This is a genomic window from Paraburkholderia sp. BR10954, assembly GCF_040965775.1.
Lineage (GTDB): Bacteria > Pseudomonadota > Gammaproteobacteria > Burkholderiales > Burkholderiaceae > Paraburkholderia > Paraburkholderia youngii.
In genome coordinates this window covers 157,054-182,408 of record NZ_JBFRCK010000001.1, presented here as the reverse complement: position 1 = coordinate 182,408, position 25,355 = coordinate 157,054, and the positions used below count along the sequence as shown (strand labels likewise).

Annotated in this window: 21 protein-coding genes; 10 read left to right on the top strand and 11 right to left on the bottom strand. The window is 59.0% G+C overall.

Annotated features, from left to right (window positions below):
• Positions 1-55 precede the first annotated feature (55 nt).
• The 3 genes from AB4Y34_RS00810 to AB4Y34_RS00800 are packed head-to-tail and all read left to right on the top strand — an operon-like array spanning position 56 to position 3,757.
• Positions 56-856 (top strand): hypothetical protein, encoded by an 801-nt coding sequence (locus AB4Y34_RS00810; RefSeq protein ID WP_368613458.1) that lies wholly within the window; start codon positions 56-58, stop codon positions 854-856.
• Positions 849-3,017 (top strand): hypothetical protein, encoded by a 2,169-nt coding sequence (locus AB4Y34_RS00805; RefSeq protein WP_368714941.1) that lies wholly within the window; start codon positions 849-851, stop codon positions 3,015-3,017. The genes AB4Y34_RS00810 and AB4Y34_RS00805 overlap by 8 nt, the downstream gene beginning before the upstream one ends.
• Positions 3,014-3,757, top strand: a complete 744-nt coding sequence (locus AB4Y34_RS00800) for a hypothetical protein (protein WP_368714940.1) — start codon at positions 3,014-3,016, stop codon at positions 3,755-3,757. The genes AB4Y34_RS00805 and AB4Y34_RS00800 overlap by 4 nt, the downstream gene beginning before the upstream one ends.
• 384 nt (positions 3,758-4,141) lie before the next feature.
• Here the strand turns inward: AB4Y34_RS00800 and AB4Y34_RS00795 are convergent, their stop codons facing one another.
• Both AB4Y34_RS00795 and AB4Y34_RS00790 read right to left on the bottom strand, forming a co-directional pair.
• Positions 4,142-4,942: an SDR family NAD(P)-dependent oxidoreductase gene (locus AB4Y34_RS00795; protein WP_368714939.1), complete on the bottom strand. Its 801-nt coding sequence runs from the start codon at positions 4,940-4,942 to the stop codon at positions 4,142-4,144.
• A 596-nt stretch (positions 4,943-5,538) separates the two neighbouring features.
• The gene (locus tag AB4Y34_RS00790) at positions 5,539-6,795 is read right to left on the bottom strand and encodes a sensor histidine kinase (protein ID WP_368714938.1); all 1,257 of its coding nucleotides are present in this window, start codon (positions 6,793-6,795) and stop codon (positions 5,539-5,541) included.
• A 448-nt stretch (positions 6,796-7,243) separates the two neighbouring features.
• Here AB4Y34_RS00790 and AB4Y34_RS00785 point away from each other — a divergent pair, with 448 nt between their 5' ends.
• The 4 genes from AB4Y34_RS00785 (at position 7,244) to AB4Y34_RS00770 (ending at position 11,064) form a co-directional block, all read left to right on the top strand.
• The gene (locus AB4Y34_RS00785; protein ID WP_368714937.1) at positions 7,244-8,269 is read left to right on the top strand and encodes a LysR family transcriptional regulator; all 1,026 of its coding nucleotides are present in this window, start codon (positions 7,244-7,246) and stop codon (positions 8,267-8,269) included.
• A 42-nt stretch (positions 8,270-8,311) separates the two neighbouring features.
• Positions 8,312-8,722: a DUF3331 domain-containing protein gene (locus AB4Y34_RS00780; RefSeq protein ID WP_368714936.1), complete on the top strand. Its 411-nt coding sequence runs from the start codon at positions 8,312-8,314 to the stop codon at positions 8,720-8,722.
• 298 nt (positions 8,723-9,020) lie between these two features.
• On the top strand, positions 9,021-9,692 hold the full coding sequence (locus AB4Y34_RS00775; RefSeq protein WP_368714935.1) for a response regulator transcription factor: 672 nt from the start codon (positions 9,021-9,023) through the stop codon (positions 9,690-9,692).
• A 115-nt stretch (positions 9,693-9,807) separates the two neighbouring features.
• The gene (locus tag AB4Y34_RS00770; protein WP_368714934.1) at positions 9,808-11,064 is read left to right on the top strand and encodes a sensor histidine kinase; all 1,257 of its coding nucleotides are present in this window, start codon (positions 9,808-9,810) and stop codon (positions 11,062-11,064) included.
• A gap of 485 nt (positions 11,065-11,549) precedes the next feature.
• On the opposite strand, the gene AB4Y34_RS00765 is transcribed toward AB4Y34_RS00770, so the two are convergent.
• Positions 11,550-17,036, bottom strand: a complete 5,487-nt coding sequence (locus tag AB4Y34_RS00765) for an AAA family ATPase (protein ID WP_368714933.1) — start codon at positions 17,034-17,036, stop codon at positions 11,550-11,552.
• 340 nt (positions 17,037-17,376) lie between these two features.
• A complete protein-coding gene (locus AB4Y34_RS00760) occupies positions 17,377-17,556 on the bottom strand; it encodes a hypothetical protein (RefSeq protein WP_368714932.1) in 180 nt (59 codons plus the stop codon).
• A 335-nt stretch (positions 17,557-17,891) separates the two neighbouring features.
• On the opposite strand from AB4Y34_RS00760, the gene AB4Y34_RS00755 reads away from it, so the two are divergent.
• Complete coding sequence (locus tag AB4Y34_RS00755; protein ID WP_368714931.1) at positions 17,892-18,419, top strand: winged helix-turn-helix transcriptional regulator; 528 nt, start codon at positions 17,892-17,894, stop codon at positions 18,417-18,419.
• Between the two features lie 178 nt (positions 18,420-18,597).
• On the opposite strand, the gene AB4Y34_RS00750 is transcribed toward AB4Y34_RS00755, so the two are convergent.
• The 7 genes from AB4Y34_RS00750 to AB4Y34_RS00720 form a co-directional block, all read right to left on the bottom strand.
• Entirely contained in the window at positions 18,598-19,266 is a 669-nt protein-coding gene (locus tag AB4Y34_RS00750; RefSeq protein ID WP_368714930.1) for a response regulator transcription factor, read from the bottom strand.
• 192 nt (positions 19,267-19,458) lie between these two features.
• Positions 19,459-19,704 (bottom strand): hypothetical protein, encoded by a 246-nt coding sequence (locus tag AB4Y34_RS00745; RefSeq protein ID WP_368714929.1) that lies wholly within the window; start codon positions 19,702-19,704, stop codon positions 19,459-19,461.
• A 174-nt stretch (positions 19,705-19,878) separates the two neighbouring features.
• The gene (locus AB4Y34_RS00740; RefSeq protein WP_368714928.1) at positions 19,879-20,238 is read right to left on the bottom strand and encodes a response regulator; all 360 of its coding nucleotides are present in this window, start codon (positions 20,236-20,238) and stop codon (positions 19,879-19,881) included.
• A gap of 145 nt (positions 20,239-20,383) precedes the next feature.
• The gene (locus tag AB4Y34_RS00735; RefSeq protein ID WP_368715159.1) at positions 20,384-20,524 is read right to left on the bottom strand and encodes a tyrosine-type recombinase/integrase; all 141 of its coding nucleotides are present in this window, start codon (positions 20,522-20,524) and stop codon (positions 20,384-20,386) included.
• Positions 20,525-20,539: 15 nt separating this feature from the next.
• Positions 20,540-20,767 (bottom strand): hypothetical protein, encoded by a 228-nt coding sequence (locus AB4Y34_RS00730; protein ID WP_368714927.1) that lies wholly within the window; start codon positions 20,765-20,767, stop codon positions 20,540-20,542.
• 147 nt (positions 20,768-20,914) lie between these two features.
• Positions 20,915-21,367, bottom strand: coding sequence for a VOC family protein (locus AB4Y34_RS00725; RefSeq protein WP_368714926.1), 453 nt, complete (start codon positions 21,365-21,367; stop codon positions 20,915-20,917).
• A gap of 32 nt (positions 21,368-21,399) precedes the next feature.
• A complete protein-coding gene (locus AB4Y34_RS00720; protein WP_368714925.1) occupies positions 21,400-22,257 on the bottom strand; it encodes a hypothetical protein in 858 nt (285 codons plus the stop codon).
• Between the two features lie 533 nt (positions 22,258-22,790).
• Between AB4Y34_RS00720 and AB4Y34_RS00715 the strand changes: the two genes are divergently transcribed.
• Both AB4Y34_RS00715 and AB4Y34_RS00710 read left to right on the top strand, forming a co-directional pair.
• Positions 22,791-23,732: a DNA-binding protein gene (locus AB4Y34_RS00715; protein ID WP_368714924.1), complete on the top strand. Its 942-nt coding sequence runs from the start codon at positions 22,791-22,793 to the stop codon at positions 23,730-23,732.
• Positions 23,729-25,312 carry a tyrosine-type recombinase/integrase gene (locus tag AB4Y34_RS00710; RefSeq protein ID WP_368714923.1) on the top strand — a complete coding sequence of 528 codons (1,584 nt, stop codon included), beginning with the start codon at positions 23,729-23,731 and terminating at the stop codon, positions 25,310-25,312. Before AB4Y34_RS00715 ends, AB4Y34_RS00710 begins: the two co-directional genes overlap by 4 nt.
• Positions 25,313-25,355: the final 43 nt, after the last annotated feature.

Below are 25,355 nucleotides of genomic sequence, written 5' to 3'. Positions count from 1 at the left end.
GCTGGTTTCCTAAAGTCGTGGATATTTTCGTCAAAACAACTATGCTGTATGCATTATGGACTGGCCGAATGACCCGGCCCTATATCCGCCTTATATCCGTTCCTGCATTCGCAAGGGGATGGGCATTGGGGAAGGCGCGAACTACAGGGCGTGGCGTGAGCTTCAAGACTTGCCGACAAGTGGCACGGGAAGGGTAGTGCATGGGATTCGTGTCAGCCGCAACTATGAATTGACTGACGCTGCATCAGTCACACTTTTCTATCTGCTAGAGCGCCAGCGAACCATCAAAGACATCAGGGAGCGGTGGCCGATTCTCGATCTCAGCCGGACGCTGCAGCTCGCGTATCAGTTCGGCGTCGCTCACCCATGCCGACGCGGTGTACCTGAACCACTCACTTTCGACTTCCTGATAACGGAACAGCGTTCTGAGAAGGCATACAAAGCGGTCAACCTATTGCACGCTGAGAAGAGCCTCGACGTACGAGAGCAGAGCCTGCTGATGATCAGACAGGCGTGGTGCAACGAAAGAGGAGTTGTGTGGGCATTGGTCGACAGCTCCGCAATCTCACAAACCGTCGTCGATACACTTCGATTCGTACGAACATGGTACGTCCACCGCTACACACCGAATGCTGCGATCGCGAAGCGTTTTTCTGAACGCTTTCTAAAGGAGTACGCCACGAACGTCCTGCTTGAAGACCTGGTCGAAAAAACAGGTCGAGCGCTGGGACTGCGCCCGGAAGCAAGGCTTGACACTTTCCGGTACTGCGCGTGGGCAGACCAAATTCCGGTTTCCCTAACGCACCGCATGGCTCGCAATCTCCCACTCGTACTGCGACAGAGAGCTCATGATTGACTTCAAAGTCGAACGGAATCCGGCGCTTGCCGCTGGACTTGTGTTGCGTAGCGGGACTGCACCTGAATTTCAGTACCTCCGAGTCACTCATGTATTCCGGACTTGCGTTTACGTGATGCGCATCGGCGAGCCTGTAGAGGTCCGGACCGCGCGTCGACCGCGGCGAGTCGACCGTGCCGATATCGAGAAACTTGCCGGCGAAGCCAACTCCTGCTGGGGACGTGTCGCTCTACCTGCCGCACTCAGCGACACTCCCGCGAAAGACTCCGAAAAGGACCGTGAACTGGAGCACTCTTGGGCCATTATCGAGCCCTTGGTTTGCGCCTTCAAACAGGAAAAGAACCTTAACAGGTACTTTTTCACTCGACACATCAGCCGTCGTGCAGAGCTGATACAAATGAGCGAAGTAACGCTCAGAAAACTCCTGCTTCGCTACTATTATTTTGGCAGCATCAAATCTGCACTGCTCCCCTTACCGTATGGACCATCGCCGCTCTATGAAAGGCAGTCCGACAACGCCGCTACCACCTCGTCCCTCGCAAAAAAACCGGCCAGGAGAGGCAGAAAATCGGCGAACACGTCGACCCTTGGCGTAAACGACTTCGTAGTATCCAGTGACGATATTGCGGACATGCTCCACAGGTTCGCGCTGGAAAAAAATCGGGATGGGCATAGCCTCTCCAAGATTCACGTCGATTACCTTGCAAATGAGTTCCGTGCCCGAAACCCGCATATCATGGCGGAATATGTTGAAAAATTGAGACAGGTACCAGTGACCCTCAGGCAACTCCGCTATTACACAGACGAGGCGTTTCAGTTTATACGTGATCTCGCGGCTGGCTCAGTTGAGGACGGGCGGAATTATGAGAGCGGACTGGTCGCGATCGGTCCTGGCGAAATAACCGAAATCGACTCAACGCGCGGACGGATTCATCTTGTCTCAAGAAAGTCCCCAACTGTTTGCGTCGGTAAACCGACAATCTATCTGGCAATCGACAGATGGAGCCGATACATACCCGCAGTTTATCTTTCGCTACGCCCCCCTTCCTATGAAGAGTTGCGCTACCTGTTGCTTATTATGTTCACTGACAGGGAATCGCGCTTTTCGGATCTTGATGTCGACGTCGACGAGCGACGCTGGCCTCGCGGACGAATGAGCGCGTGTATCTGCGAAGATCGAGGACCCGACCAGGTCTGCGCCTCCGCCAAGCAGGCGATTGCAGATGACCTCCGGATCGAACTGCAGATTCTTCCACCGCGGTGCCCAGACGGAAAAGCCATCGTTGAGCGCCTTATCAGGACACTCAAAAAAAGGATGGCCAGCAACCAGGGGGCCTACGCCAATCGACCAATAGATCGAGAGACCAAAGCTGCGGCGCTTAAGGCAGAAACTGCTGCAATCTACACTCTGTCGGATGCTTACCGGATCCTGATTGAGCTTGTAGTCGAGCACAATAACAGACCACATCGCTCGCTGAGACGCAACAAGGACCTCACGCAAGCAGGCGTCGTGCCCACGCCGCAGGCCGCCTATCTATGGGGGCTTGAAAACATCACGGGCATGCGGGTTCCGCCCCTGCCCGACGCGGACTATCAGCGGCTCCTTCTCGGCACCGATACCGCCACGATCACGGAGCGAAAACTCCGTTACCGAAACAGGTCCTATCAGCCTGTCAACACTGCTGCAAAGGTCATAGCTCTTAATTCAACCAAACGCGGCAAGTCCGTCTCTGTTCGCGTTGACAAAACCTTTCCTCGAGAGGTGTTTGTTCCTTCGAGCCGGGAGCCATGGGCCAAATTCAGAATAAAAATTAGTGCGGCAAACGAAATACGTGGTTTGGCACTGGATGAGGAGGAGGCGCTGTCGCGCATTGAGTCAGAACTTTGGGCATCTTCCGAGCATGAAGCAACTCGATCACGCGTGGGTGCCGCGGTCGCCGAACAGATGAGCAGGAAGCGTGGCGGGAGACCTGCGAAAGGCGGCCAGGCGGCCGCCAGTGATTCCGCTGATGTCAAGAGGCGGCTCACGCGCCGATACTCCCAAAATGCCGGTGCTTCGATTCACGCAAGTACAAGCAAGGATTCTGCCTGGAAAAAGATTGAGCAGCAGGAAAAGGAAGCTTTATTGTCCAAGGTTCAAGAGCGCAGGAGGCGCAAATGACCGTTCGCGCAGAAGACAAATTCCAGTTCCTCTCTGACCGAGACAGGCCGCCCGTTATTGTAGACGCAAAGTATCACAAAACGGGAGTCGTTCGCTTTGATGGCAATCCGTTTATCGAGGCGCTCCCGCCCCTTGACCCGGATCGCAACGCCCTTCTCGCCAAGTTGGAAAACAACCCACCGAAACCGACACGTGCCACCCGCAACTCACCTGAAATCGTCCGTCTGATGGAACTCAGCACGATAGGTGATGTGGTCTATCCATTTACCGACTACGCGAAGGCGGCTCTCGCAATAACGACCATGATTCGGGAATCCTATGTCGCGCGGAATCCGGTTACTACTGTCGACATGCAGCGTCGACACGCAATTGCGGCGGGTGACGACGGAGTGCCCTTTCCGGCAAACTGGAAGTCGTCGGCAAAGGGCTACGGTATCTTCGGTATCACCGGAATGGGCAAGACGACATTTCTTGATGCCATATTGTTGCACTACCCCGAGGCGATACACCATAAACACTACCACGGAAAATCGCTCGTTGCCCTTCAGGTTGTCTATATTGTTCTTCGCATTCCACATGACGCAACGCTGATGAGTCTGTGCATAGGATTCGTTGTTGAGATTGACCGGATTACAGGCAGCAAGAACGCTGAGAAAGCGCCGGTTTGCCCTTGCCGCGCCGATGAACTCGAACTTCGACCTCAGGTCCGTCCAGCCAATCCAGGGGCGCGCGGACCTTAAGCGTGGAGGTGTCAACGTCCGGAGAGAGTCTTCCGGGCGCCTTTCGCTTCACCGCCATGAAATGCCGCGTCAGCTCTTCGAGCAACGCTCGCGAAATACTGTTCCCAACGAACTCATTTTGACTCACGTCGCCCAATCTCCTTCGGGAACGAGCTGCCGCACATGACCGCTTCGGGACTTTCCCAATCAGCCAGGCCTACGATGGTCACGACTCTAGACGCTCGTGTCTACTCTGCACAGCTGCTTGGTGAGCGCACCTAGACTGTTCTTTCGCAAGCGAGCATCGTGTCAGCCATTCGCGCCGCGCGTGCCATTCAGTTCAATTCGGTCTTGCACAGCCGCCCCGGCGGTAACAACTGATCGCCGGAACAAGGCCACGGAGAATTACTGCCCGACCGCATATCGTGGAGCAGGCGTATTATTGGAAAATTGCGCGACCAGTGCGCCGCGAGATGCTTCGAATTGGTCCCACGCATCGATCGCATGCAGCGAGGGAATCGTCACAACCTCGCCGAGATCGAAGCCCCTCAATGCCGCGTCCACCATATCGGATGCAGACATGACAATTTCCTTCGGAAGGTTTTCCAACGGAAGGCCGCCGATCTCCCAAAATTCCGTTGCTGTTGCACCGGGCAACACTGCTTGAACCCGTATCCCTTTGCCGGCCAGTTCGTGATGCAGCGACTGGCTGAGTGCCAGCACAAACGCCTTGCTACCGCCGTAGACGCCATTGAGCAGTTCGGGGGTGATGGCGGCAATCGATGCGATGTTGATAATCGCGCCGGTGCCACGAGCCACAAACTGCGGAGCGGCGGCGTAAGTGAGACGCGTCAATGCGGTCACATTCAACTCGATCATCTTCGTCATGGCATCGACGTCGCTGTCGAGCAGCGACTTATGCGTGCCAACGCCAGCATTGTTCACGAGCAGGTTGATGTTCGCGTCTTCTTGAAGCGTTGTCTCGATGAGCGCCAGTGCGTTGCGATCGACGAGGTCTGCCACGATTTTCTGAATCTTCCGCCCTGTTTCATTGCCGATGCGCTGTGCGAGGAGATCGAGCTTGTCGCTGTTGCGTGCCACGAGGATCAGGTCGTACCCGCGCCGCGCGAGACGTTCCGCATAAACTGCGCCGATGCCCGACGATGCGCCCGTGATCAGCGCGGTACCTGGATGTGCTTGTGTCATTACTTTTTTCCCATGATGGTTTAAATGCGTTACATAGGAGCCGGGGTTCGAACTCCGCGCACGCAAGACGCAGTGTCTGCATATCGTTGTTATCTGGTACGTCGAAGTGTATTGGCCCATGACGGCGCTGATCAACGGGCCGCGAGCATAAAGAGAATTCAGGATCCTTGAAAACTCGAACGACGTCGAAAAATCCAGAGAGAAGCCGAAGCATGAAAGGGAAACCGCGCCCTGCAGGTATCTAAAAACTTCTACCTCGAATCCGTGCGATCGCAATTTCAGCTGTCCCGGCTTTGTCGGCACTCGGCGGTGGCACCGCCCTCGCGTACATCCATCGCAAGTAACCCAGACACAAAGGGCGACAGGTCTCGCCTTCTCGTGAGCGACCAGCATCGCAGTGTTCGGCGCAACAACACCCTTAGTCGCGGCAGCTATCGTGCATGCAACGAACTTTGCCCCAGAACCCACCTGGTACGTGAGATCCCGATCTATCCTTGCGCTGATCGCGCAACGCTGTCCAGGATGGACTCCGACCACGTGACGCGATAGAAGAAAGCGGCGTTCCAGACACATCGCAAGCACGCGTTGGCAAACGGCTAACCAGTCGTGCCTGGCATTTCGGATGTGGGGAGTGTGAAGAAGAAACTAGTTCCGAATCCAGGTTTGCTTTCTGCCCAAATACGGCCCCCATGGGCTTCCACGATGGAACGCGCAACGACAAGCCCCATCCCCGTGCCGGACGCCTTCGTCGTAAAGAACGGCTGGAACAGCGACGAAAGCGTTTCCTCCGTCATGCCGACACCCGAATCCCGCACCTCAAACAACGCCTCGTCAGAACCGGTTCTGCTAACAAAGACTGTTAGTCTGCGTTCGTCGCCTTCAGCGGCGTCGATCGCATGAATTCCATTCAACAGCAAATTCGCAAGAACCTGCTGAATCTGGAGAGGATCGGCGAAGATCGAAAGGTCCCCGTCCAGGCGTCTATCCATGACGACCGCTTTCGAATTCGCCTCTGGCGAAATCAGAAAAAAAGCGGCATCAATGGAGCGACTCGCCTGTGACAGGACTGGATGCACCGGAACCCTTCTTAGGAAGCCACGGATCTTCTTGCAGATTTCGGTCGCATCTCGCGCCCAAAGTGCCGCATCCCGGATGGATTCGGTGGCCTGTCCGATATTTGGGATGTCTTTTCTGAGCCATCGCAGCGCAGCGTCGGCAGACGTGCGTGTCGCCGAAAGCGGTTGGCTGATCTCATGTAGTATTGAGGCCGCTACTTCGCCGAAAAGCGAGACTCGCGCTGAGCGCGCCGTTTCCGCCCGCATGGTCTGGAGGCGATCGTTATTCTCTTCTTGTGCGGTCACGTCAAACCCAAAGAAGCAGAGCCGGCGATAGCCGTCTTCATGCTTAGGTAACGAGCATCGCCACACGATTGGCACCCGCTTGCCAGAAAACGTCACCAGAGTACGCTCGCCTTGACACGCATCGCGCCCTTCTAACATCGCTCGATAAACGACGGTATTACTCGCCTGGTCAACCGGAAGCAGTTGCTTCACGCGTTCGAAAAAGGCCGTTCTTGTTCCTGCTTCGAATAATTCCACGACTGCGTCATTGGCCTCAACCAAAGACCGCAGTGATCTGAATTCGGCCACAACCTGTGGATGCGAATCGAACCACGCATCGAGGTTCGTTATGCCATTCCGGCGCAGGTCCATGATCGCCCTATAAACACGCGACCAGTCTTCAACCATAATCGGAATGGGTGCTGAGACGAAAAGCTGGTGGATGGATAGATCGGGTTGTGATGATCTGTGTTCCCCAAAACGCTCATCATCGGGGGCGAGAGGAATATTCATTTTCGGCGTCCACTAAGAAAATATCCGGCGATGGAACGGATTGAATTGGACACCATTAAATACCAGTAAGGGCAATATCATAACCCGCACCAGAACACTGCCATCACTATACCTTGGGATAGTGTTTTCCCGCACGGGCGCAAGGCCAAATGCACCGCGGCAAGACGATGCCAACGGCCTTGCGTCCAGAGGTATGTATCACCCCGACCTGAGCTCGATCTCTTGGCTGGCGCTGCTTCGCAGGCGCGAGACGGAACGGTTATCGTCAGCGGGCTACAGGTCAGCGTAAGAAGTATAGGTGGTTGCTACAGTTTCATTACGCCCTGTTGATTGGCAAGCATCTATACCAAAGTTTATGCAGGCATTGCCTCCGGTCCGATGGAATTCAAAAGATGCGCCCAATAGAATTAGCAAACCAAATTTACGTTGACCCTCGGCGGAGCTAAAAATGGATCGCTTCCTACACGCAATGTCAGTTTTCGTGCATGTCGCCCGCTTAGGCAGCTTCACTTCCGCGGCGGAAGCGCTTGATATTGCCACTGGGTCAGCAAGCACAACCGTCCGTCAGCTCGAATCTTATCTCAACGTCGCGTTACTGCACCGCTCAACTCGTGCGATGCGCCTAACGACGGAAGGTGCGCAGTATTACGAACATTGCATCAGGGTCCTCGCCGAGATTGACGACATGACTAATGCGCTGAGGAGCACCCGCCACGTCGCGCAGGGGAGCCTTTGTGTCGATATCGATCAAGAAGTAGCTTGCGTCCTGCTTCCCAAGATATCCGAATTCAGCGCGGCTTACCCCGATGTTGAGTTGAAGATCGCGGTTGCAGGAGAACCCGATGGACTGATTAGCAACGGAATCGACTGTGCAATCGTCGTAGGCAACCTTTCCGACTCATCGTTCAAATGTCGCCACCTTGGCGTGATGCGAACAGTGACCGTCGCCAGCCCAACTTACCTCGCAAAGCATTCCATCCCATCCAGTCCAGAGGCGCTTAAAGATCACGTCATCGTGCATTACTCGCCCCGACGCTTCGGCAATCCGAGGCATCTCAGGTTTGCTGGGGATAGTGGCGGCGATGTGACCGTCAAAACGCCTGAAAGACTCTGCCTAAACGATGCTGCGGCCGTCTTGCAATGTGTGCTTAGCGGCGCAGGACTGGCACAGCTTTGCGAGTCAATTGCGCTGCCGCACTTGCGCTCAGGGCTTCTTGACGAAGTGCTCGTGCATCGTCGTCCAATGGCATCGCCCATTTCGTGTCTCTACGCGAACCAGCGACACGTGTCGATGGCACAGTACGCCTTTATGGACTGGGTGGCAGCGAGTCTGAAGTCCCACACGCACCTTCGCAATATCGCATCGTGTCGGGTCGGTCGTGACGAATCTCAACCGCAGGCGGGTCACATCGCATCAGTTGACCACCCCCACTATCCTCTCGCTTCGCGGCTTCAATGTGAAATCGTAGCCTGACACAAACATCGCCACGTTGTCGCCTCTTTTAAGGAGCACAAGGTGCAAGATCCTCAAGAACACATAGTACAGCGCGCATTGGTGAGCCTGTTATTGCCCGTCGTCGTTACGGCATCCAACGAGGCCGACAACCGTGAACTCAAGACACGTCTGCGGCGGCGCGACGTTGATTCACGGCAGGTCGCCGCCACGCCAGCCCAGTCGCCTCCGCGCCGTGTCGCTGTGCTCGATAGACCCTCTGCTCGAGCGCTGACGGTGCTATGGAGTGACGCATGCTCCGGGCACTACGGTCACCAGACATGGCGCCTTGTTTACGCAAAGCGGGATGCATTCTGTGTGCTGACTGGCGCACCCATTTTCAAGGGCGATGAGGTATTTCGCCCGCGGGTAAGCGGGGATTCTTTGCCCGCGAACTGGGATCAAATGATACTCGCGAGCGAAGTCAATTTTTGAGAGAAGTCAGTGTATCGAATTACGACATCCCTTCCTTTGTCCGACGTTCGACGTAAGCCCGTGGGCTGGGATCGGATGCCGCTCACGACAGCCGGTGCGAATCTCGACCGGAAACATGACGCTTTTCGTCCTGCAATCGCGCCTGGACTACAGTCCGACTACATGATGATTCGTGTACCATCGACTGGCCGTGGAGCTGGCACGTTTCAAGCGTTTTCGCAGGAACACATTAATCCTTGCGTAATGTCTCGCGCCGGCGTTCCGCGATATTCAAAGAATGCGTCTGTGGAGTTGTGCAATGGCAACCGGTCCCGCGGTGTTGGAACACGTCTCGATCGTCTATATCGTCGACGATGACGAGCGTATCCGACGCTCGCTTTCACATCTGATGCCCTCTGTCGGCCTCAGTGTGCAGTCATTCGCGAGCACAGCGGAGTTCCGCGCGGCCCCATTGGCCGATGCCCCATGCTGTCTTTTGCTGGATATAAGGCTGCGGGGAGAGAATGGCCTCGCATTTCAACAACAAGTTACCGATCGACCGGATATTCCTATTGTTTTCATGACCGGCTTTGCTGATGTTGATATCTGCAAACGGGCAATGAAAGGAGGCGCCGTCGATTTTCTGCTGAAACCATTTTCCGACCAGGATGTCATCGATGCGGTGAATGGCGCTCTTCTCATTGATCAAAGGCGGCGTGAGCGGATCCAGAACCAGACGGTGCTTACCAGTGCATATGAGCAATTGACGCGTCGCGAACGCGAGGTACTTGCATTCGTCGTAAGTGGAGCGCTGAACAAGCAGATCGCGGCGTGGCTGGGAGTCAGCGTGATAACTGTGAAGTTGCATCGCGCGGCCGCCATGAAAAAGATGAGTGCGTCCTCCCTTGCCGATCTTGTAAGGAAAACAGAGACGCTTGGAATTCCGGCGCCCGTCGTGCCAGAGGTCCGATGGCCAAGTAGTCGGCAATGATCTGCTTACTATCAAGTCAAATAATTAATACGTCCGCAATAATAGAATTGTGGAGGGTTGCCAAAAGGCCCACCGAGCCCAAAGGACGGAGAATAACCGTTGCCGGATATCAGAAATGAGTTCAGCGTTCGTCCCAATTGGACACGAGCCTGCAGAGGCTCAATCCCGATCTCTTTTGGCTCCGGTGGGCCTTTCTAAAAATCAGCTTTTTCTATCAGCACCCATCCCGATCATGATCGAGGACTGGTCGCGCGTCTATTCATCGATATTGGATCTTCGAAAGAGTGGCGTCATCGATATTGATGCGTGGCTTGATGCTCATCCAGACGCAATCGAAGAGCTTCGGGCGCTTCACTCATTCGTGGACGCAAACGATGCGGTGATCGAACTCTTCGAGGCAGGGACAAAGGCGGCATTTTTTGATCGAGCCCGGCAACTCTTGCCCGCCGATCGGACCAGTAACGTTGCGGTTTATCGTGCGATGCTCGAGGGCCACAATGCGTGTCAAAGCGAGCGGACTCTTGTGACCTTCTCTGGAAAGAAGGTCCCAATCGTCTGGCGATGCGCTCTACCCGATTACGTGGATGGATATCGCCATCTTTGCTTTTATGCGTTTGATGTGACCGAGCAAAGGGAATACAACGACCGCATGCAGACCATGCGCGCAGAAATGGCTCGTTCTGCGCGTGTCTCGCTATTCGGCGAAGTGGCTGCTTCAATTCTCCACGAGATCAGCCAGCCCCTATCGGCCACGCGCATTTCAGCGGACGCAGCCCTACGATGTCTGGAAAATGACGTTCCAAAGATTGATGAAGCAGTCGAATCCGTGCGCGACGCAGCTCGTTGGGCACGAGACGCTACAGAAATTTGCAGGAGGATGCGCGGTTTCCTTGGAAAGGTGCCTGTCCATTCGGTCCTGACGTCCGCTGAAGATACGATCGATTCAGCGCTGTTCCTGATTTCACCAGAAGCCAGCTCCAGGGGAATCAATATTGAAAGGAACGTCGACACAGGTCTGTCCGTCTTCGCCGATCCTGTGCAGATTCAACAGGTGTTGGCCAATATGCTGCTCAACGGTATCTATGCGATTGACTCAAACGACGGCGCTCAACGTAATCTGTCAATCTCAGCAAAGCGGGTAGATACCGGCGAGGTGCTCTTTGAGGTGAAAGACACCGGGGTCGGTATGGATGCACACATACTGGAGTCGCTTTTTCAGCCCTTCTTTACGACCAAGGCAAACGGGATGGGAATGGGCCTGGTCGTCGCGCGCTCCATCATTGAATCTCACGGCGGAAAAATATGGGTGGAGAGCACTCCGCAGGTCGGAACGTGCTTTTCGTTTACGCTGCCTGTTTCAGACAATCAGTGACGCACGGCCACGCTTTCTCGCACATCCACTTATAGCGTCTGCGTCCTCTGTTTCATCGAACATCACGGTCGGGCGACCGGTCTAAGCTTGCTTGTGAGACAAGCGCAACGAGAGCTGCGAACATCACGTACCAAGCTGTCGCGATGCCTGAGCCGGTCAACCGAGTTATCGCGGCAGCTATCAAAGGGCCGTCCCGCCGAAGAGCGCGACGCCCGTCGCGTAAGCGATTGCAAGTCCTGTTGCACGACGAGCCGGTATGGGAAGCATCACTGGGCTCAACTGGAGGACGCAGGCAAGCGCGATCTGAGAGAGACTTGCGCGATACTGTTTCGGCGATAGTGCCGAGCACCGGGCCGGCGCGCGTCAGCTCTCCCGCTGCCAGCGGAAAGTATGGAATGAGCCCGATGCGAGGGTCGTCGGAGGCCTCAGCCATCGCTTTTTGGTCAGGCGGTGAGTGGACGAGTTACCAAGCCCGACATCACGGCTCAACGGCAAAATGCTGGGGGAACCGTGAACTGAACGACCGCGCCGCACGGCGAGCATTCACTCGCCCACAGCCGGCCGCCATGCGCGTCGATGATCGAGCGACAAATGGAAAGCCCCATGCCCAGGCCCGTGGGCTTCGTGGTATAGAACGCGTCGAATGCATGCTCGGCACCGTTCGGGCCAAAACCCGGTCCTGAGTCGCGCACGCTCACAAGCACGCAGGCACCATCTGCCTCGCCCGTGCTGATGTGCACGTGCCGTATCCCCTCGACACTGCTCATCGCCTCCAGCGCGTTGATGATCAGGTTAAGCACGACCTGCTGCAGTTCCACCCGGTCGCCTTCAACGAGCGGCAAACCTTCCGCGAGGTGCATCTCCAACTGGGCGCCGCTCTTCCTTGCTTCCCCCTGGACGAGTTCGGTGGTCTCGCCGATCACCTCGTTGATGTTCACCGGCTCTTTCCTCGGAGGAGCCTTCTTGATCAACTGCTGGATCCGGCCGAGCACTTCGCCGGCGCGATTGGCGTCCTTCACGATACGGTCGAGCGCACCACTGACGTCGCTGATGCTAGCAGGCTCGCGGTTCAGCCATCTCAACGCCGTCGTGGCGTTAATCATCATACCCGCGATGGGCTGTTTGACTTCATGGGCAATCGAGGCCGCCAGCTGCCCCATGGTCGCGACGCGGTTTGCGTGCGCCAGCTCGTTCTGCACGTCGCGATAGCGCGCTTCGCTCTCGCGGATTTTCTTTTCTGCCCGCTTCTGCTCGGTCAGATCGAGAATGTAAGCCACTCCCTGGTTCGGCTGTTCTTCGAATGCCGCGCCGCCAATCAGGACGGGTACGCGGACGCCGTCTTTCCGGAAGAATTCCTTTTCACAGGTTTGCATGATGCCGGTCGCCGCGAGTTCTTCGAACTCGCGCGGGACGCGCGCTTGCCATTCGGGGGGCGTCATGTCGTACCAGCGAAGCCCTGCCTTCAAATCCTCGCGCTCGTACTGAAGCATGTGAAGGAATGAATCGTTGGCGTCGATAAGGCATCCGTCCATGCCCCAGATGACAATCCCAATGAGATTGGCGTCGACCAGGCGTCGAATCTTGGCTTCGCGTTGCGCGACGTGGCGATACAAACGGGCATTTTCGAGCGAAATCGCTGCCTGGGAGGCGACCAGCTTCAGCACGGCGATGCGGGCGGGGCTGAACACGCGGGCCGTGAGATTGTTCTCGAGGTAGAGCGCACCCATGAGTTTCGCGCCATTCATCAGGGGCAGGCACAGAACGGAGCGCGCGCGATGCTCACGGATATAGGGATCCGAGGCAGTCATGGGATCGGCTGCAGCATCGTTGAGAACGACGTTTTCGCGCGTACGCAAGACCTGGTTGAGGATCGGCTCCGGCAACATCGTCGCATTGACCGGGAGGTCGGACAACTGCACGTGGACCGCGTCGCTGGCGGTGGCGGCTTGCGCTGCAATTCGGTGCTCGCCCGCCTCCGACAGGATCAGCAGACCCCGTTCGGCGCCCGCCTGTTCGATTGCCGTGCGCATCACCATTTCGATCAGCTTGTCCAGATGGATTTCGCCTGATGCTGCCTGCGACACCTTGATCACGGTCGCCAGCTCGAGGTGCTCGATGGGCGCTGCCATCGTGTTCGTCGGCCCGGGCGCCGTCTCTTCGGTTCGCAGGTACGGATACTGTTCCTCGAGTTGCCGCACCTTGCCATGGGCGCCCCAACGCAGATAGCCATACCGGGCGTCATACATATACTTGCGCGCAATCCTTCCACGACCGCGGGCTGCGTAAAAGCGTGAGGCGAGTTCGCTGGCTAGTGCCTCGACATGCGCGAAACCGCTTTCCCTGGCGCAATCGATGGCCTGGTCGTAGAGCATGTCGGCGTCGGCTACGCGGCCCTCGATGCGGGCAATCTCGGCGCCGACCAGCGCGCAATGGCTCGCGAAGTTCTCCGCGCAGAGCTCTGCCCAGATGCGCAGCTGGTTGTGGTGGACAGTCAGTGCTTCCAGGTGCTGCCGAAGCTCGCCGCTCGGGATGGAGTCGCACCGGGCTCTGGCAAGCGCCGCATAGAATTGATATTCAGCCTCCTCGACGAACGAGTACGTTTTCCACAGGAACTCTTGCGCCTTTGACGCAGCAGCCATGGCCGCCTCATAGTCGCCAGCGAAATAGCGCGCCTGGAGTTTCCGGATCCAGTACCAGCAGGCGGGGAACGACAGGGACGGGCTTGACAGGTAGTGCTGTTCGGCCCGAGCTTCATTGACCCGCCCGTCAGCAAGGTAGCCGAATTCCGGGCTCAAGCCGCGGAGCGTCCGGATCAGCGCGAGCTGGTCTTCGATAAACTGAACGACCACGCTGAATCGCACGTTCCTGGCATATGCGAGCCGAGACTCGGCTTCTCGTTGCACTTCAGCAAGGGGTTCACCGATGAAAAGCAGATTCGAGATGAGGCAATTGCCTGCGTACGCGCCGTACGTCAGGTCGCCGGCCCGGTTCGCCATGTCCAAAACGCTGCGGAGTTCGTCAGCGCCTGTGCGCACGGGTCGCGCCCAGTATGTGACACTCGAGGCGGCGTGGTGGGTGCGGGCTTGAAAACGTAAGAGGCCACGCCGTTCGACGAGTTTGCAGCCGAGCTGGCCGAATTGAAATCCGGCGTGGTAGTCGCCAAAAAGCCGTCCGGCGACCCTGGGTAAATGTGAGTAGGCCACGCATGAAGCATCGGCGTTGCCGTGCTCGAGGCTGAGACTGACCGCCTTGCAAATCGCGAGGCAAACTAGCTTGTCATCCGTGAGGAAGGCAGACGGGAACAGCTTCACCAGGACTTCGACGGTCGCGACGACATTCGCGTCCTCCATTGCCGGCAGATCGTCGAGTTCCTCGATGGTCCGCTCGCCGAGCAACGACCCAATACGCTCGTATTCGCTTCGCACCGTCGCCTCATCCGGATGCGGCGACCACTCGATGCCCACATGACGAAGGAAGGCGAGGCCTACCGCTATTGCGTTGTCGTTCTGGTCGAGAACGACGTAGACATCCATCTGCCAGCTTGCCACCTGGGCGCGTTCGGGTGTGGTAGTGACACGCTTCGATAGCCCTGCCAGCCGCGCTTCGGCGACCGGCAGTTGCCCCGTCAGGAACTCACATTCGGCCCGGTTCAGTTCCAGCGCGAAGGAGAGGTCATGCCGCCGCTGCCAGCAATCGTCACCCAGCAACCCGGCGCCGGTGGCGAAATAGACTAGCGCCGACGTGTAGGCCGTCGACGCCTTGGCTCGCCGGCCAGCGAGCAGATTGAGTTCGGCCAGTTGCTCGCGTTCATCCCGTTCGGTGATCAGCACGGCGCCGCGATTGAGCTGCCCGACGATTTCGAAGATTGCTTCCTCGCGCTTTTCTGCAGGTGTCTGCGCGACGAGCAGCCGGCCGATCCGCAGATGAGCCTCGGCGCGCGATGATTCCGGAATCAGTGAATAGGCAGCTTCGTGAATCCGGTCATGAACGAACGCGTAGGCACCCTCCAGCCGCACGACGAGTTCCTGGCGAACCGCCTCCCAGACCACGGCGTGAATCCCCGCCTCCGGCATGCCGAGCACGGCCGACAGGGTCGCGAAGTCCGCGGTGTTCCCGAGGCAGGCAAGCTGCTGCAGCGCGCGTTGCGTCGCGGGTGGCAGGCGCGTCAGCTTGCCGGCCATCAGGTCCACGACGTTGTCGGTGTAGCCGCTGGCCTGGATGCGTTCGGTATCCCAGCGCCACTGCCGCCCATCATGATCGAATGCCAGAAGATTGCCTTCGGCCAGCGCGTGCAGGAACTGGATCACAAAGAACGGATTGCCACCGGTCCGATCGGTCACGACGCGCGCCAGTGGCCCGATCGATTCGGGCGCACAGTGCAGCGCGTCCGCAATCAGAGTTCCGATGTCCTCACGGGTAAGCGGCGTGAGCCGGATTTCCGCGATCTTCGCGCCCGCGCTGCGGATCGCTTCAAGCCGGGCTGTCAGCGGATGGGCTGCGTCGACCTCGTTGTCGCGATAGGCGCCAATGACCATCAGGTAGCGCAGATCCGGATGGGTCAACAGATCCGCGAGCAGGTCCAGCGTCGCGGCATCGAGCCACTGCAGGTCGTCGAGGAACAGTGCCAGCGGATGGTCGGCCTGCGCGAATACGCCGATGAAGCGCCGGAACACTTGCAGGAAGCGCTGTTTCGCCTGTTGTGGCTCGAGCTCCGGGACGGGGGGCTGCTCACCGATGATGAGCTCCAGTTCGGGGATCAGGTCGCTCATGAGCGCCGCATTGGGCGAGAGCGCCTCGAGCAATGCTGCACGCCAGTTTGCCAGCTCCGCGTCGGACTTGCCCAGCAGCATGCGCACCAGGCTCTGAAATGCCTGGATTAGCGTGGCATAGGGAATGTCGCGTTTGTACTGGTCGAACTTGCCGGCGGCGAACAAACCGCGGGGCGGCACGAGGATCTTATGCAACTCATTGACGACCGACGATTTACCGATGCCCGAATAACCGGAGACAAGCACCAGTTCGGGCACGCCGTTCTCGAGAATACGGTTGAACACGTTGACCAGCGTCTGGACTTCGCGCTCACGCCCGTAGAGCTTCTCGGGGATCATCAGCCGATCAGGCGTGCTGTGCTCGTCCAACGGGAAGTCGTCGATGCGGTGCTGTCGCAGCCAGTCCGCGAGACAACGCCGCAGATCATGCTCGACACCCATGGCAGTCTGGTAACGCTCCTCGGCGGTCTTGGCGAGCAGCTTCATGACGATGCGGGAGATCATCACGGGGACGGTCGCCACTCGCGCATTGGGTGGCAACGGCGTTCTGGCGATATGGCAGTGCACCCATTCCATCGCGTCCGTGGCGTTAAACGGCAAAACGCCCGTCAGCATCTGGTAGAACGTGACGCCGAGCGCGTATAGATCGCTGCGCGAATCGATCGAGCGGTTCATGCGGCCGGTCTGCTCGGGCGCCATGTAGGCGAGCGTTCCGGCGATGGTTTCGGGCGGCTCGGGCGCCCGCCGCTCGCGCGGCAGGCGTGAGGCAAGACCGAACCCGGCGAGCCGCGCCTGTCCATCGGAGCAATGCACAAAGAGATGCGCGGGCTTCAGATCCTTGTGGACCAGGCCACGCTGGTGAAGCTTGCCGAGCGCAGCCGCGATGCCAGTAGCGAGCTCGAGGAAGTACCCGATGTTCAGGGGTCTGCCGAGCAGGCGCGCAAGCGGCACGCCGCCCGGGTCCTCGAGCGCCAGCAAGGCCTGACCGCCCTCACGCACCAGCCTCAACGGGCGCACTGCCCACGCACTGTCAAGCTCGTCTCTCAGCCCGAACTCATGGGCAAGGCGATCGAGACTGGCGGGCAGGGGCTGTTCGGCGGCAAGACGCGCGAACAGCATATTCTCGTCCGTCTGCGCCGAGGACTGTTCTCTCCAAAAGACACGCTCGCCATCGTCCCACAGAATATTTGTTTTTTTATGCATCGCAATCGCAAGGAAATCTGTTCCGCAAGCATACACTTATCTTCAGCGACGCCATTGGCGATCTGGTGACTCGCCCAATATAAACAGAGCCAACCGGAGTCTAGTAAAATTCGATTTCGGAGAAGAAGACGAACACGAAGAAGCGCTTGCGGAAGAGCATATCATCGACTTTCTCAAGAAAGCCGAGACCAGTATGCCGGTCAAGCAACTGCGCATGAAGCATGGGTTCAGTGACGCGTCGGTCTACACCCGGCCCGCGAAGGCGACGCGGCGATCTTCCCCACATACCGGTAATGCCTCCGGCGTACCACACACAGTCGGAGGGCTCGAAGCGCGCGGCCTACGGACCGGTAGCGCGAGTAACAGAGGCCGGGACTCCGTCGCGGGTGCGGGACATTCCATTTTTCACAAGCAGATGGCCTATTTTCGAGCGCCATTTCTCGCCTTCCGGCGTCCTTGGTACTGGCGGGCGGAGGCCTTGAATAGTACGGAGACTAAATGGTGTCTCGTCCACGTGCATTTCCCAATGTAATCCATCATGGGAGAACGTGGTTTCAGGGCGATCAATTTTCCAAAGTGGCGTATAGGGCGCAAACGATTGGCCAGTTCTTCAAGTCGGTCGCGTCGACGCGCGACGATCAGCGTAGTTGCCACCAATGCCGGACGAGGCACCGGTGATGAGGGCACTACTTTGCAAATTGTCCAACCTCTATCTCCTTGACTGACGTTGACGGAAACTAACTCTTATCATAAGATTCAGTAATTGGAGTTAGCAAAGAACTTTGTCAGCTCACAGCATTTGGTCGGTCAATTGCGAGATCAGACGCGACAGAGGGAAAAAAAAAGGAATATTCGTTGCGAGCCAAGGGCTTTGAAGGAATGACATGTTCGATCGCAAGTGTGCTCGGCGCGCTAGGCGATCGTTGGGGCGCGCTGATTTTGCGAGATCTGTTTTTCGGTTTGAGTCGCTATGACGACTTGCGTCGATCCTCAAACATTACGAATGCGACGCTGTCCGGTCGCCTCAAACATCTGGAACAAAATGGACTGATCGAGCGGACGCTATACCAGACCGGACCTAACCGCTACGAGTATCGGCTGACCCCACAAGGGAAAGATCTCGCGCTCGTCATGCAGGCAATGGTGCAAGTTGGTGACAAGTGGAATCTTGGCGGTCTGGCTGGACCGCCTGTGAGGCTCGTCAATCGCAATTCTGGAAAGGCCGCGAAGGTCGCGCTCGTGGACGAGGATACCGGCGCGGAGTTGGCATTAACGGATGTCCGGGTCGTAGCTGGACCGGGTGCAGATGACTTGGTTCGATGGAGACTAACTAAATCCGATAACGAACCGGCTCCTTCTCTGCCCCCGGCGTCCAACGCATAGACATGGTGCGCGTCAGGGGATGGTGTTCCGGAAGTAGCGCGGCGAGTAATATCGCCGCCAATTATTTTCACGTCGGGAGCGTTCAATGGCAGGATGCTGCGCCGAGGGACCGGTTAGGGTTGAATTGGGACGGTTGTCATCCGTCCCAATGCGGCCCAGATTAAAGCTCTCCAATTCACTAACGACTATTTGTCGATGGGATCTTTGGCGCGACGGGAGCCTGGATGCCAAGCGCCTCTGTTTTCCTTACAAGATCGGCAAGGGAGGACGCACTCATCTTTTTCATGGCGGCCGCGCGATGCAACTTCACAGTTATCACGCTGACTCCCAGCCACGCCGCGATCTGCTTGTTCAGTGCTCCACTTACGACGAATGCAAGTACCTCGCGTTCGCGACGCGTCAATTGCTCATATGCACTGGTAAGCACCGTCTGGTTCTGGATCCGCTCACGCCGCCTTTGATCAATGAGAAGAGCGCCATTCACCGCATCGATGACATCCTGGTCGGAAAATGGTTTCACCAGAAAATCGACGGCGCCTCCTTTCATTGCCCGTTTGCAGATATCAACATCAGCAAAGCCGGTCATGAAAACAATAGGAATATCCGGTCGATCGGTAACTTGCTGTTGAAATGCGAGGCCATTCTCTCCCCGCAGCCGTATATCCAGCAAAAGACAGCATGGGGCATCGGCCAATGGGGCCGCGCGGAACTCCGCTGTGCTAGCGAATGACTGCACACTGAGGCCGACAGAGGGCAGCAGATGTGAAAGCGCGCTTCGAATACTCTCGTCATCGTCGACGATATAGACGGTCGAGACGCGTTCCAACGTTGCCGGACCGGTTGCCATTGCACAAACTCCACAGACGCATTCTTTGAATATCGCGGAACGCCGGCGCGAGACATTACGCAAGGATTAATGCGGTCCTGCGAGAACGCTTGAAACGTGCCAGCTCCACGGCCAGTCGATGGTACACCAATCATCCAGTAGTCGGAATGTAATCCAGGCGCGATTGCACGACGAAAAGCGTCATGTTTTCGGTCAAGATGCGCCAGGCTGCCGTGACCGGCAGGATAGGAAGCGGCACCAGTATCCACCGATCTTGGGAAAATCGAGGGCTGTGTCGTCGAAGCGGATCGCCAGATTGGTAAAGGTGATCGAAGTAATGACCAGAATAATGTCGATCACCTTCGCGCGTTCAAGCACATGATCGGCCCAAGCTGTGGTGGCCGAGATTGCGCCGGAGACTGTCAGGATGAGTGGCAAAGCCGAAATAATTCGCTTCATGAGTCGATTTTTTGCTCCGCCGAAGGCCAACCTGAATCGGATTTACTCATTGTATTTGACGAAGCCTTCTAATTCCATCGAACCGGAGGCAACGTCCGTCTATACCTTGTATATATGCATCGACCAAAATCAACAAGTCGCAGATATTATGTAAATTGAAAATCAGCCGTGAAGCTATCTCAAAGTTTGGCAGACCAGCGCAACGAGTTCTTTAGGATCTATCGGTTTCTCGAGGAGGGCCACGGCATGCCGGGCCGCAAACAAGCGGTCATGCTCCGAGAGATTGCCGGATACGAAAATGAAGGGCGTACGCGCCCCTGTTATGCGCAACTGCGTGAGCAGTGCGGTGCCTGACAGCCCGCGCATCTGTAGATCACACACAATGCAGTCAGCTCTCTGCTGGATATCGGAGGCCAGGAAGGTTTCGGCGGAGTCAAAGGCATACGCATTGTGACCAAGCGAACGTACCAGCGCCGTCGTCGATAGCCGGATTGAGATTTCATCATCGATTACACAAACGTTTTTGGCATGCACGAATTTTCTCGCAAACGTTCACATCTAAGTCAAGGGTTTGATAGGCGTGGCGTTATATATCGCAGGCTACCTTGTGCCCGTGCCGGGAAACACTATCCCGAGGTATAGTGACGGCCCGAGCCTTGGGGCAGGTCATCAGATTGCCCTACTGGTAGCTGCGCAGGACCTCCAGTAGTCGTAGCGAGAGCATCACGTAGCGGTCGGCGCGACCCTTGCCCTGCTCGACACGCAGCCTCATCCGCTGGCTGTCGATATCGCCGAGCTTCAGCCGGGTGGCTTCCGAAATGCGCAGGCCGGCCGCCTAGGCCGCGATCAGTACGGTGCGATGCTTGACGCTACGGATCGCTTCAAGAAACCGGGTGATCTCGTCCTGACTGAGGATGACCGGGAGTTTGCGCGGCGTCCGGGCGATCGTGAGTTCTTCGACCGACCACTCGCGTTTGAGCGTGACGTGGTGCAGAAAGCGCAGCGCCGCGGTGGCCACCACCAGCGTGCTGGATGAGCGCCGCTGGACTTCAGTCAGGTGCACCTGCCAGATCGCACGCCCGGAATGCAGGACGACTTGCCGGGATCAGGTCCCACTCAGGAATTGAGACGCGAAGCGCGCGACCGGCTTCCGAGAGTTGCGGCCGAGAAGATTGCTCCGACCGGCGAATCGATGCGCAGTCCAGAGGCATCAGATCTCAGTCGCCCAGCCAGTATGGATCAGACGAAAAATCGCTCGTAACCGGGTGTGTTTCAAGCGTATAGAACCGCAGATGCCTGCCATCCGGATCCTCCGCGGCCAGCAGCCAACCGAGCCGCCCGTGAAGACCGGCGAATGACGGATTCCGTTCCCCTCCAGATGATCGTGCCATGCGAGCAGATCGCGATGAGTTTGCACCGAGAATGTCACGAGATCGAGCCCGGCCTCGCGGGCAGCGCGCTCGGGTGATGCGCGCAACTCCAGATAGGTACCGAGGTGCTCGATGTTGAGGATGTAGGCGAACAGTTCTCCGTCTCGACGTCGATGATCGAACTCGGGCAGGCGTTTGGCGCCGAGCGCGCGCGCATAGAAATCGAGGCTGCGATCGAAATTCGACACATTGAACTTGAGGTGATGGATTCCGGCGATGGTCGGACGGCTCATGATTTTCCTGGTGTTGGTGAAATCGATCCAAGCTAACGTCTAGCGGCAAGCGCAGGCGCATCGTCTGTCACGGTGTGCCCGCCCCTCTTCGCGCCGCGCATGGCGGGACCCAGTGTCAGAAATAGCACAGCGGCGACGATGAATAGAGTCACGGACATCGCGGAGGCCATGGCATAGGTGCCCGTGCGGTCATGGATTGCGCCGTACACGACGCCACCCGCAGCGATGCCGGTATAGAAGAAGGCCGCGAGCCCGCCGTACACGGCACCGTAGTGCCTCAGACCGAAGAGCCGCGAGCAGAAAAAGGACAGGAAGTCGAGCTCGGCGCCGATGCTGAGCCCGATCAGCAGGACCGCCGATATGGCCCACCCCGTGCCTCGCCCGCCGCAGATCCATGCCAGCATGCCGAGCGCGGCGAGAAGCAGCGCGCTCGCGGCGACGCGTTCAGGGCAATACCTGTCCAGCGCCCAGCCTATCGCGAGCCGGCTGACGAACACCGATCCGGCGAGCGCCGACAAAAGCAGCGGCGCGGCCTGGCCCCCGAGTCCCCTTTCGATCACGAGCGACTGGAACTGCGACACGAATCCCAGTGAAGCGACGCTCAATGCGAAGACGGCGTAGCCCAACAGCCAGAACGAACGCTCGACGACAGCGCTCGCAAGCGTCTCGCCCGCTTGCGCATCCGAGGCATTCGCCTGAGTAGCCCGATCGCGAATCAGCGCAAGCGCCACCAGCGCTGCCACGAGTACCGCTGACGCAAAGAACAGGTAACCCTTAACGACTGCAGTCCTCGCGCAGGCGAAAAGCCGCCATTCGAAGTAACCGGTGGTCCAACGACTGCAGAGCAACCCAAAGCAGCCCTTAGCCGGCGATGTGCCCAATGACCGCATTGGCCGAATTGTGGGCCTCGCTCATACGTCAGGTTTTAATCCAGCGGCAAGTTTCCCCGGGGCACTGGTGAACAGCTCGTGGCCGACTTTACGCGTTCAACCTCGTTCAGGGTAACCGTCGGTCGCAAACCTTGGTCCGCCGTTCATAGCAGCCTGGTCTCGCCGAAGTCCTGCGAATGCAAGGGGGGATTGTTTGGGTCCGCTCCTTCAAGGTTGGGAGTGCTCGAGTGCGACTGCCGAGAGAGCAGTGACTGCCCGGACTGAACGCGCTCCGATCAGCCGAAGCTGTTCTCGATCCCTCTCAATCAGGAAGGAGGAAGGTGCAGTTTTATCGCCGCAGATACGCGGCTGCGTGCGCCGGCCGCCATAGCGTTTTCCGGTGATAAGGGCAGTTATCACCGCCACGTTTCCCGTTTCCATTACAAAAACGGTTGTCTGGCGTAAGATCTGTCTGTCATCTAGACTGGAATGACCCGCCTGCGCCGCTTCCGCTGCCCAGTTACACCTGTCTGAGTGGCGCGCTGGAGACCGCCATGCCGCGTCCCGCTGCCGCCACCCGTGACGACATCCGTGCCACCGTCCTCGCCATGCTCGCCGAGGCGGGCGATCCCGAGCCGCCCTCCGGCGCCCGCTTCCGCCAGGTCGTGTCGGTGCGCAAACTGCGCGCACGCCTGGGCGCGGGCGACCCCACCACGCTGTCGCGCATGCTCAACGGCATCGAGGCCGAGGTGGTCCGCGCGGGTCTGACCGGCGTCGCGATTCCCGGCTTGCCCGATCCGATCGCCGAGCAGATGCGCGCGCTCTGGCAGGCCGCCGTGACGGTGCAGCTCACCGAGGTGGTCGCGCTGAAGAACGACGCGGCCGAGGCCAAGGAGGCAGCAGCGGCGGCCACCCGTGACGCCAGCCTGCGGGTTGAACTGCTGCGCGTCGAACTCGCCGCATTGCGCGACCAGATCTCCCGGCGCGATAGCGAACTGGCCACTGTCAGGGCGGAGTGGCGCGCGACGTCGGAACAGATGAAGGCTTCGGAGGCGACCGCGCTGGCATTGCAGGAAACGCTGGCCTCGACCAATGCCGCCATTGAAACTGCGCGTAGCGATCATGCGAGTGCGATCGCCGCCGTGCACGCCCGCTATGAAGGACTGTCCCGACAGCTGCTGCAGGAAACCGAACACCAGCGGCACGCGCTGCAGATCGAGCGTGAACGGCTGACGGAACAGGTTGCCGAAAAACACGAGCGGGTGTCGGCGCTCGAAGGACTTCGGGATCGGCTGCTCGCCGACCTCGCGGCGGAACGCGACGCGCGCCTGCGCGCGGCCGCGGAAGTCGCGGCGCTGACCACGCTGGTCGCGGAACAGCGTGCGCTGCTGGCCACCCTCGACCGCCGTGCCCACGCTGCCGCGTCATCACCCCACCGGAAGCCGGCCAGCACGTCGCCGACGCCGACGACCACCAGACGGCGCCGCCCGAAATGAACTCCCCACCCGGCCCGCCCGGCTTTTCCGGCTGGCTCGACCTGGCCAGCGCGCCCCCGCAGCATCTGCCTGACAGCACTGACGCGGCGCTCGCCTATGTCGCCGACGCCCTGGGCCACCCGGTGTACACGCGCTGGACGCTGCCGCTGCTCAAACGCGGATGTCCGTCACTGGCCGACGCGAAACGTGACCATCGCCTCGTGTTCGCGCTTCTGCTCGATCACGATGCGGCGGTCGAGTACTGGGAGCGCGGGCGGCTCCGGGTCGCAGCCGCCGATGGCGCACCGGCGCCTGACACCGTGCTGCTAAGGCTGCTGAAGCAGCACCAGCGGTTCCGGTTCGCGCCGGAGGATTCGGAAACTGCAATGCCGGCCAGTGCCGCAGATGCGAGCCCCACGGCCCTCGCCGGTCTGGGCACGCCCGGCCCGACGCCCAGTCCGGCAGTCTGGCTCGCGGCGCTCGCGCCCGATGCCGCGGGCCGTGCATGGCTGGCGCGTGCGGGCCGGTTCGCCAATCCGTCGCCGGTCACCAATACGCTGGGGGTGGCGGACGACGCCCAGGCGGTCGCCCTGTTCCTGCGCGAGCGCGCCAGCCGCTCACCGCATACGCTGCGTGCGTACCTCGCGGAACTGCGCCGCCTTATCCGGTGGTGCGACCGCCATCAGTTGGGGCCGCTGTCCGACCTGACCCGCGAGAACCTGCTCACGTACCGCACGGCGCTCGAACGCACCCGGCGCAGCACGCCGGCCGCGGGCGAGACTCGGAATCCGACGCACAACCGCCCAGCCGGTCTGCAGGCCACCACCCGTGCGCGCGCGATCGCCGTCGTCTCCAGCCTGTTCCGCTACTGGTCACGGACCGGCTATGTGATCGCCAATCCCGCCGCCGAACTGTCCGGCGGGACGGCCACCCGTGACAGCTGGACGCCGTCGCGGATCATGCCGGCCAGCGTGCTGGCGCTGTGCGACATGGTCGTCAGCGGCGCTGCACCTGACACGATGCCGGCGCTGGTCTGGGCGCGTCGCCGCGCGATCTGGTCGTTGTACCGCTACGCCGGCGTGCGGCTGGCGGAACTGGTGTGGTCGGAAGCGGACGGCCTGCCCCGGCTCGAGGCTGACCCGCTGGACCAGTGGACCCTGCACGTGCAGGGCAAAGGCGGAAAGCGCCGGTCGGTTCCGCTGCCCTCGCTCTGCGTACCGGCACTGCGCGCCTACCGGCTCGCGCGCGCCCTGCCGGTCTGCCCGTCACCCTTCGAACGGGTCGCCCTGATCCACAGCGAGAAGCGTGACGCGCTCGGTCACAGTGGCCTGTACGACGAGGTCAAGGCCGTCCTGCTCGCTGCTGAAGACAAAGTGGCACCGGGCGACCTGGCGACGCTCGCGCTGCTGCGCGCGGCCTCCACGCACTGGTTACGGCACGGCTATGCACGCGCCCTAGTGGTGGATCACGCGGTGCCGTTGCCGGTGGCGCAGACGCTGCTCGGTCATGCGTCGGTGCAGACGACGGCCGCCTATGCGCGCACGGACCTGAGGCAGACGCGGGCGTTCGTGGAGGGGAGTTTTCCGACCACCGATCAGTAAATTGCGCCTATAGAAGTCGCACACTTTTGCCTGTTCGTCCAGG

What these genes read in the sequence shown, in the direction of transcription:
- AB4Y34_RS00760 (WP_368714932.1), bottom strand. Translation starts at nt 17,556, where the DNA reads ATGCACGTGGACGAGACACCATTTAGTCTCCGTACTATTCAAGGCCTC.
- AB4Y34_RS00800 (WP_368714940.1), top strand. Translation starts at nt 3,014, where the DNA reads ATGACCGTTCGCGCAGAAGACAAATTCCAGTTCCTCTCTGACCGAGAC.
- AB4Y34_RS00750 (WP_368714930.1), bottom strand. Translation starts at nt 19,266, where the DNA reads ATGGCAACCGGTCCGGCAACGTTGGAACGCGTCTCGACCGTCTATATC.
- AB4Y34_RS00725 (WP_368714926.1), bottom strand. Translation starts at nt 21,367, where the DNA reads ATGAGCCGTCCGACCATCGCCGGAATCCATCACCTCAAGTTCAATGTG.
- AB4Y34_RS00745 (WP_368714929.1), bottom strand. Translation starts at nt 19,704, where the DNA reads ATGAAGCGAATTATTTCGGCTTTGCCACTCATCCTGACAGTCTCCGGC.
- AB4Y34_RS00765 (WP_368714933.1), bottom strand. Translation starts at nt 17,036, where the DNA reads ATGCATAAAAAAACAAATATTCTGTGGGACGATGGCGAGCGTGTCTTT.
- AB4Y34_RS00810 (WP_368613458.1), top strand. Translation starts at nt 56, where the DNA reads ATGGACTGGCCGAATGACCCGGCCCTATATCCGCCTTATATCCGTTCC.
- AB4Y34_RS00790 (WP_368714938.1), bottom strand. Translation starts at nt 6,795, where the DNA reads ATGAATATTCCTCTCGCCCCCGATGATGAGCGTTTTGGGGAACACAGA.
- AB4Y34_RS00770 (WP_368714934.1), top strand. Translation starts at nt 9,808, where the DNA reads ATGAGTTCAGCGTTCGTCCCAATTGGACACGAGCCTGCAGAGGCTCAA.
- AB4Y34_RS00715 (WP_368714924.1), top strand. Translation starts at nt 22,791, where the DNA reads ATGCCGCGTCCCGCTGCCGCCACCCGTGACGACATCCGTGCCACCGTC.
- AB4Y34_RS00775 (WP_368714935.1), top strand. Translation starts at nt 9,021, where the DNA reads ATGGCAACCGGTCCCGCGGTGTTGGAACACGTCTCGATCGTCTATATC.
- AB4Y34_RS00720 (WP_368714925.1), bottom strand. Translation starts at nt 22,257, where the DNA reads ATGCGGTCATTGGGCACATCGCCGGCTAAGGGCTGCTTTGGGTTGCTC.
- AB4Y34_RS00710 (WP_368714923.1), top strand. Translation starts at nt 23,729, where the DNA reads ATGAACTCCCCACCCGGCCCGCCCGGCTTTTCCGGCTGGCTCGACCTG.
- AB4Y34_RS00805 (WP_368714941.1), top strand. Translation starts at nt 849, where the DNA reads ATGATTGACTTCAAAGTCGAACGGAATCCGGCGCTTGCCGCTGGACTT.
- AB4Y34_RS00785 (WP_368714937.1), top strand. Translation starts at nt 7,244, where the DNA reads ATGGATCGCTTCCTACACGCAATGTCAGTTTTCGTGCATGTCGCCCGC.
- AB4Y34_RS00795 (WP_368714939.1), bottom strand. Translation starts at nt 4,942, where the DNA reads ATGACACAAGCACATCCAGGTACCGCGCTGATCACGGGCGCATCGTCG.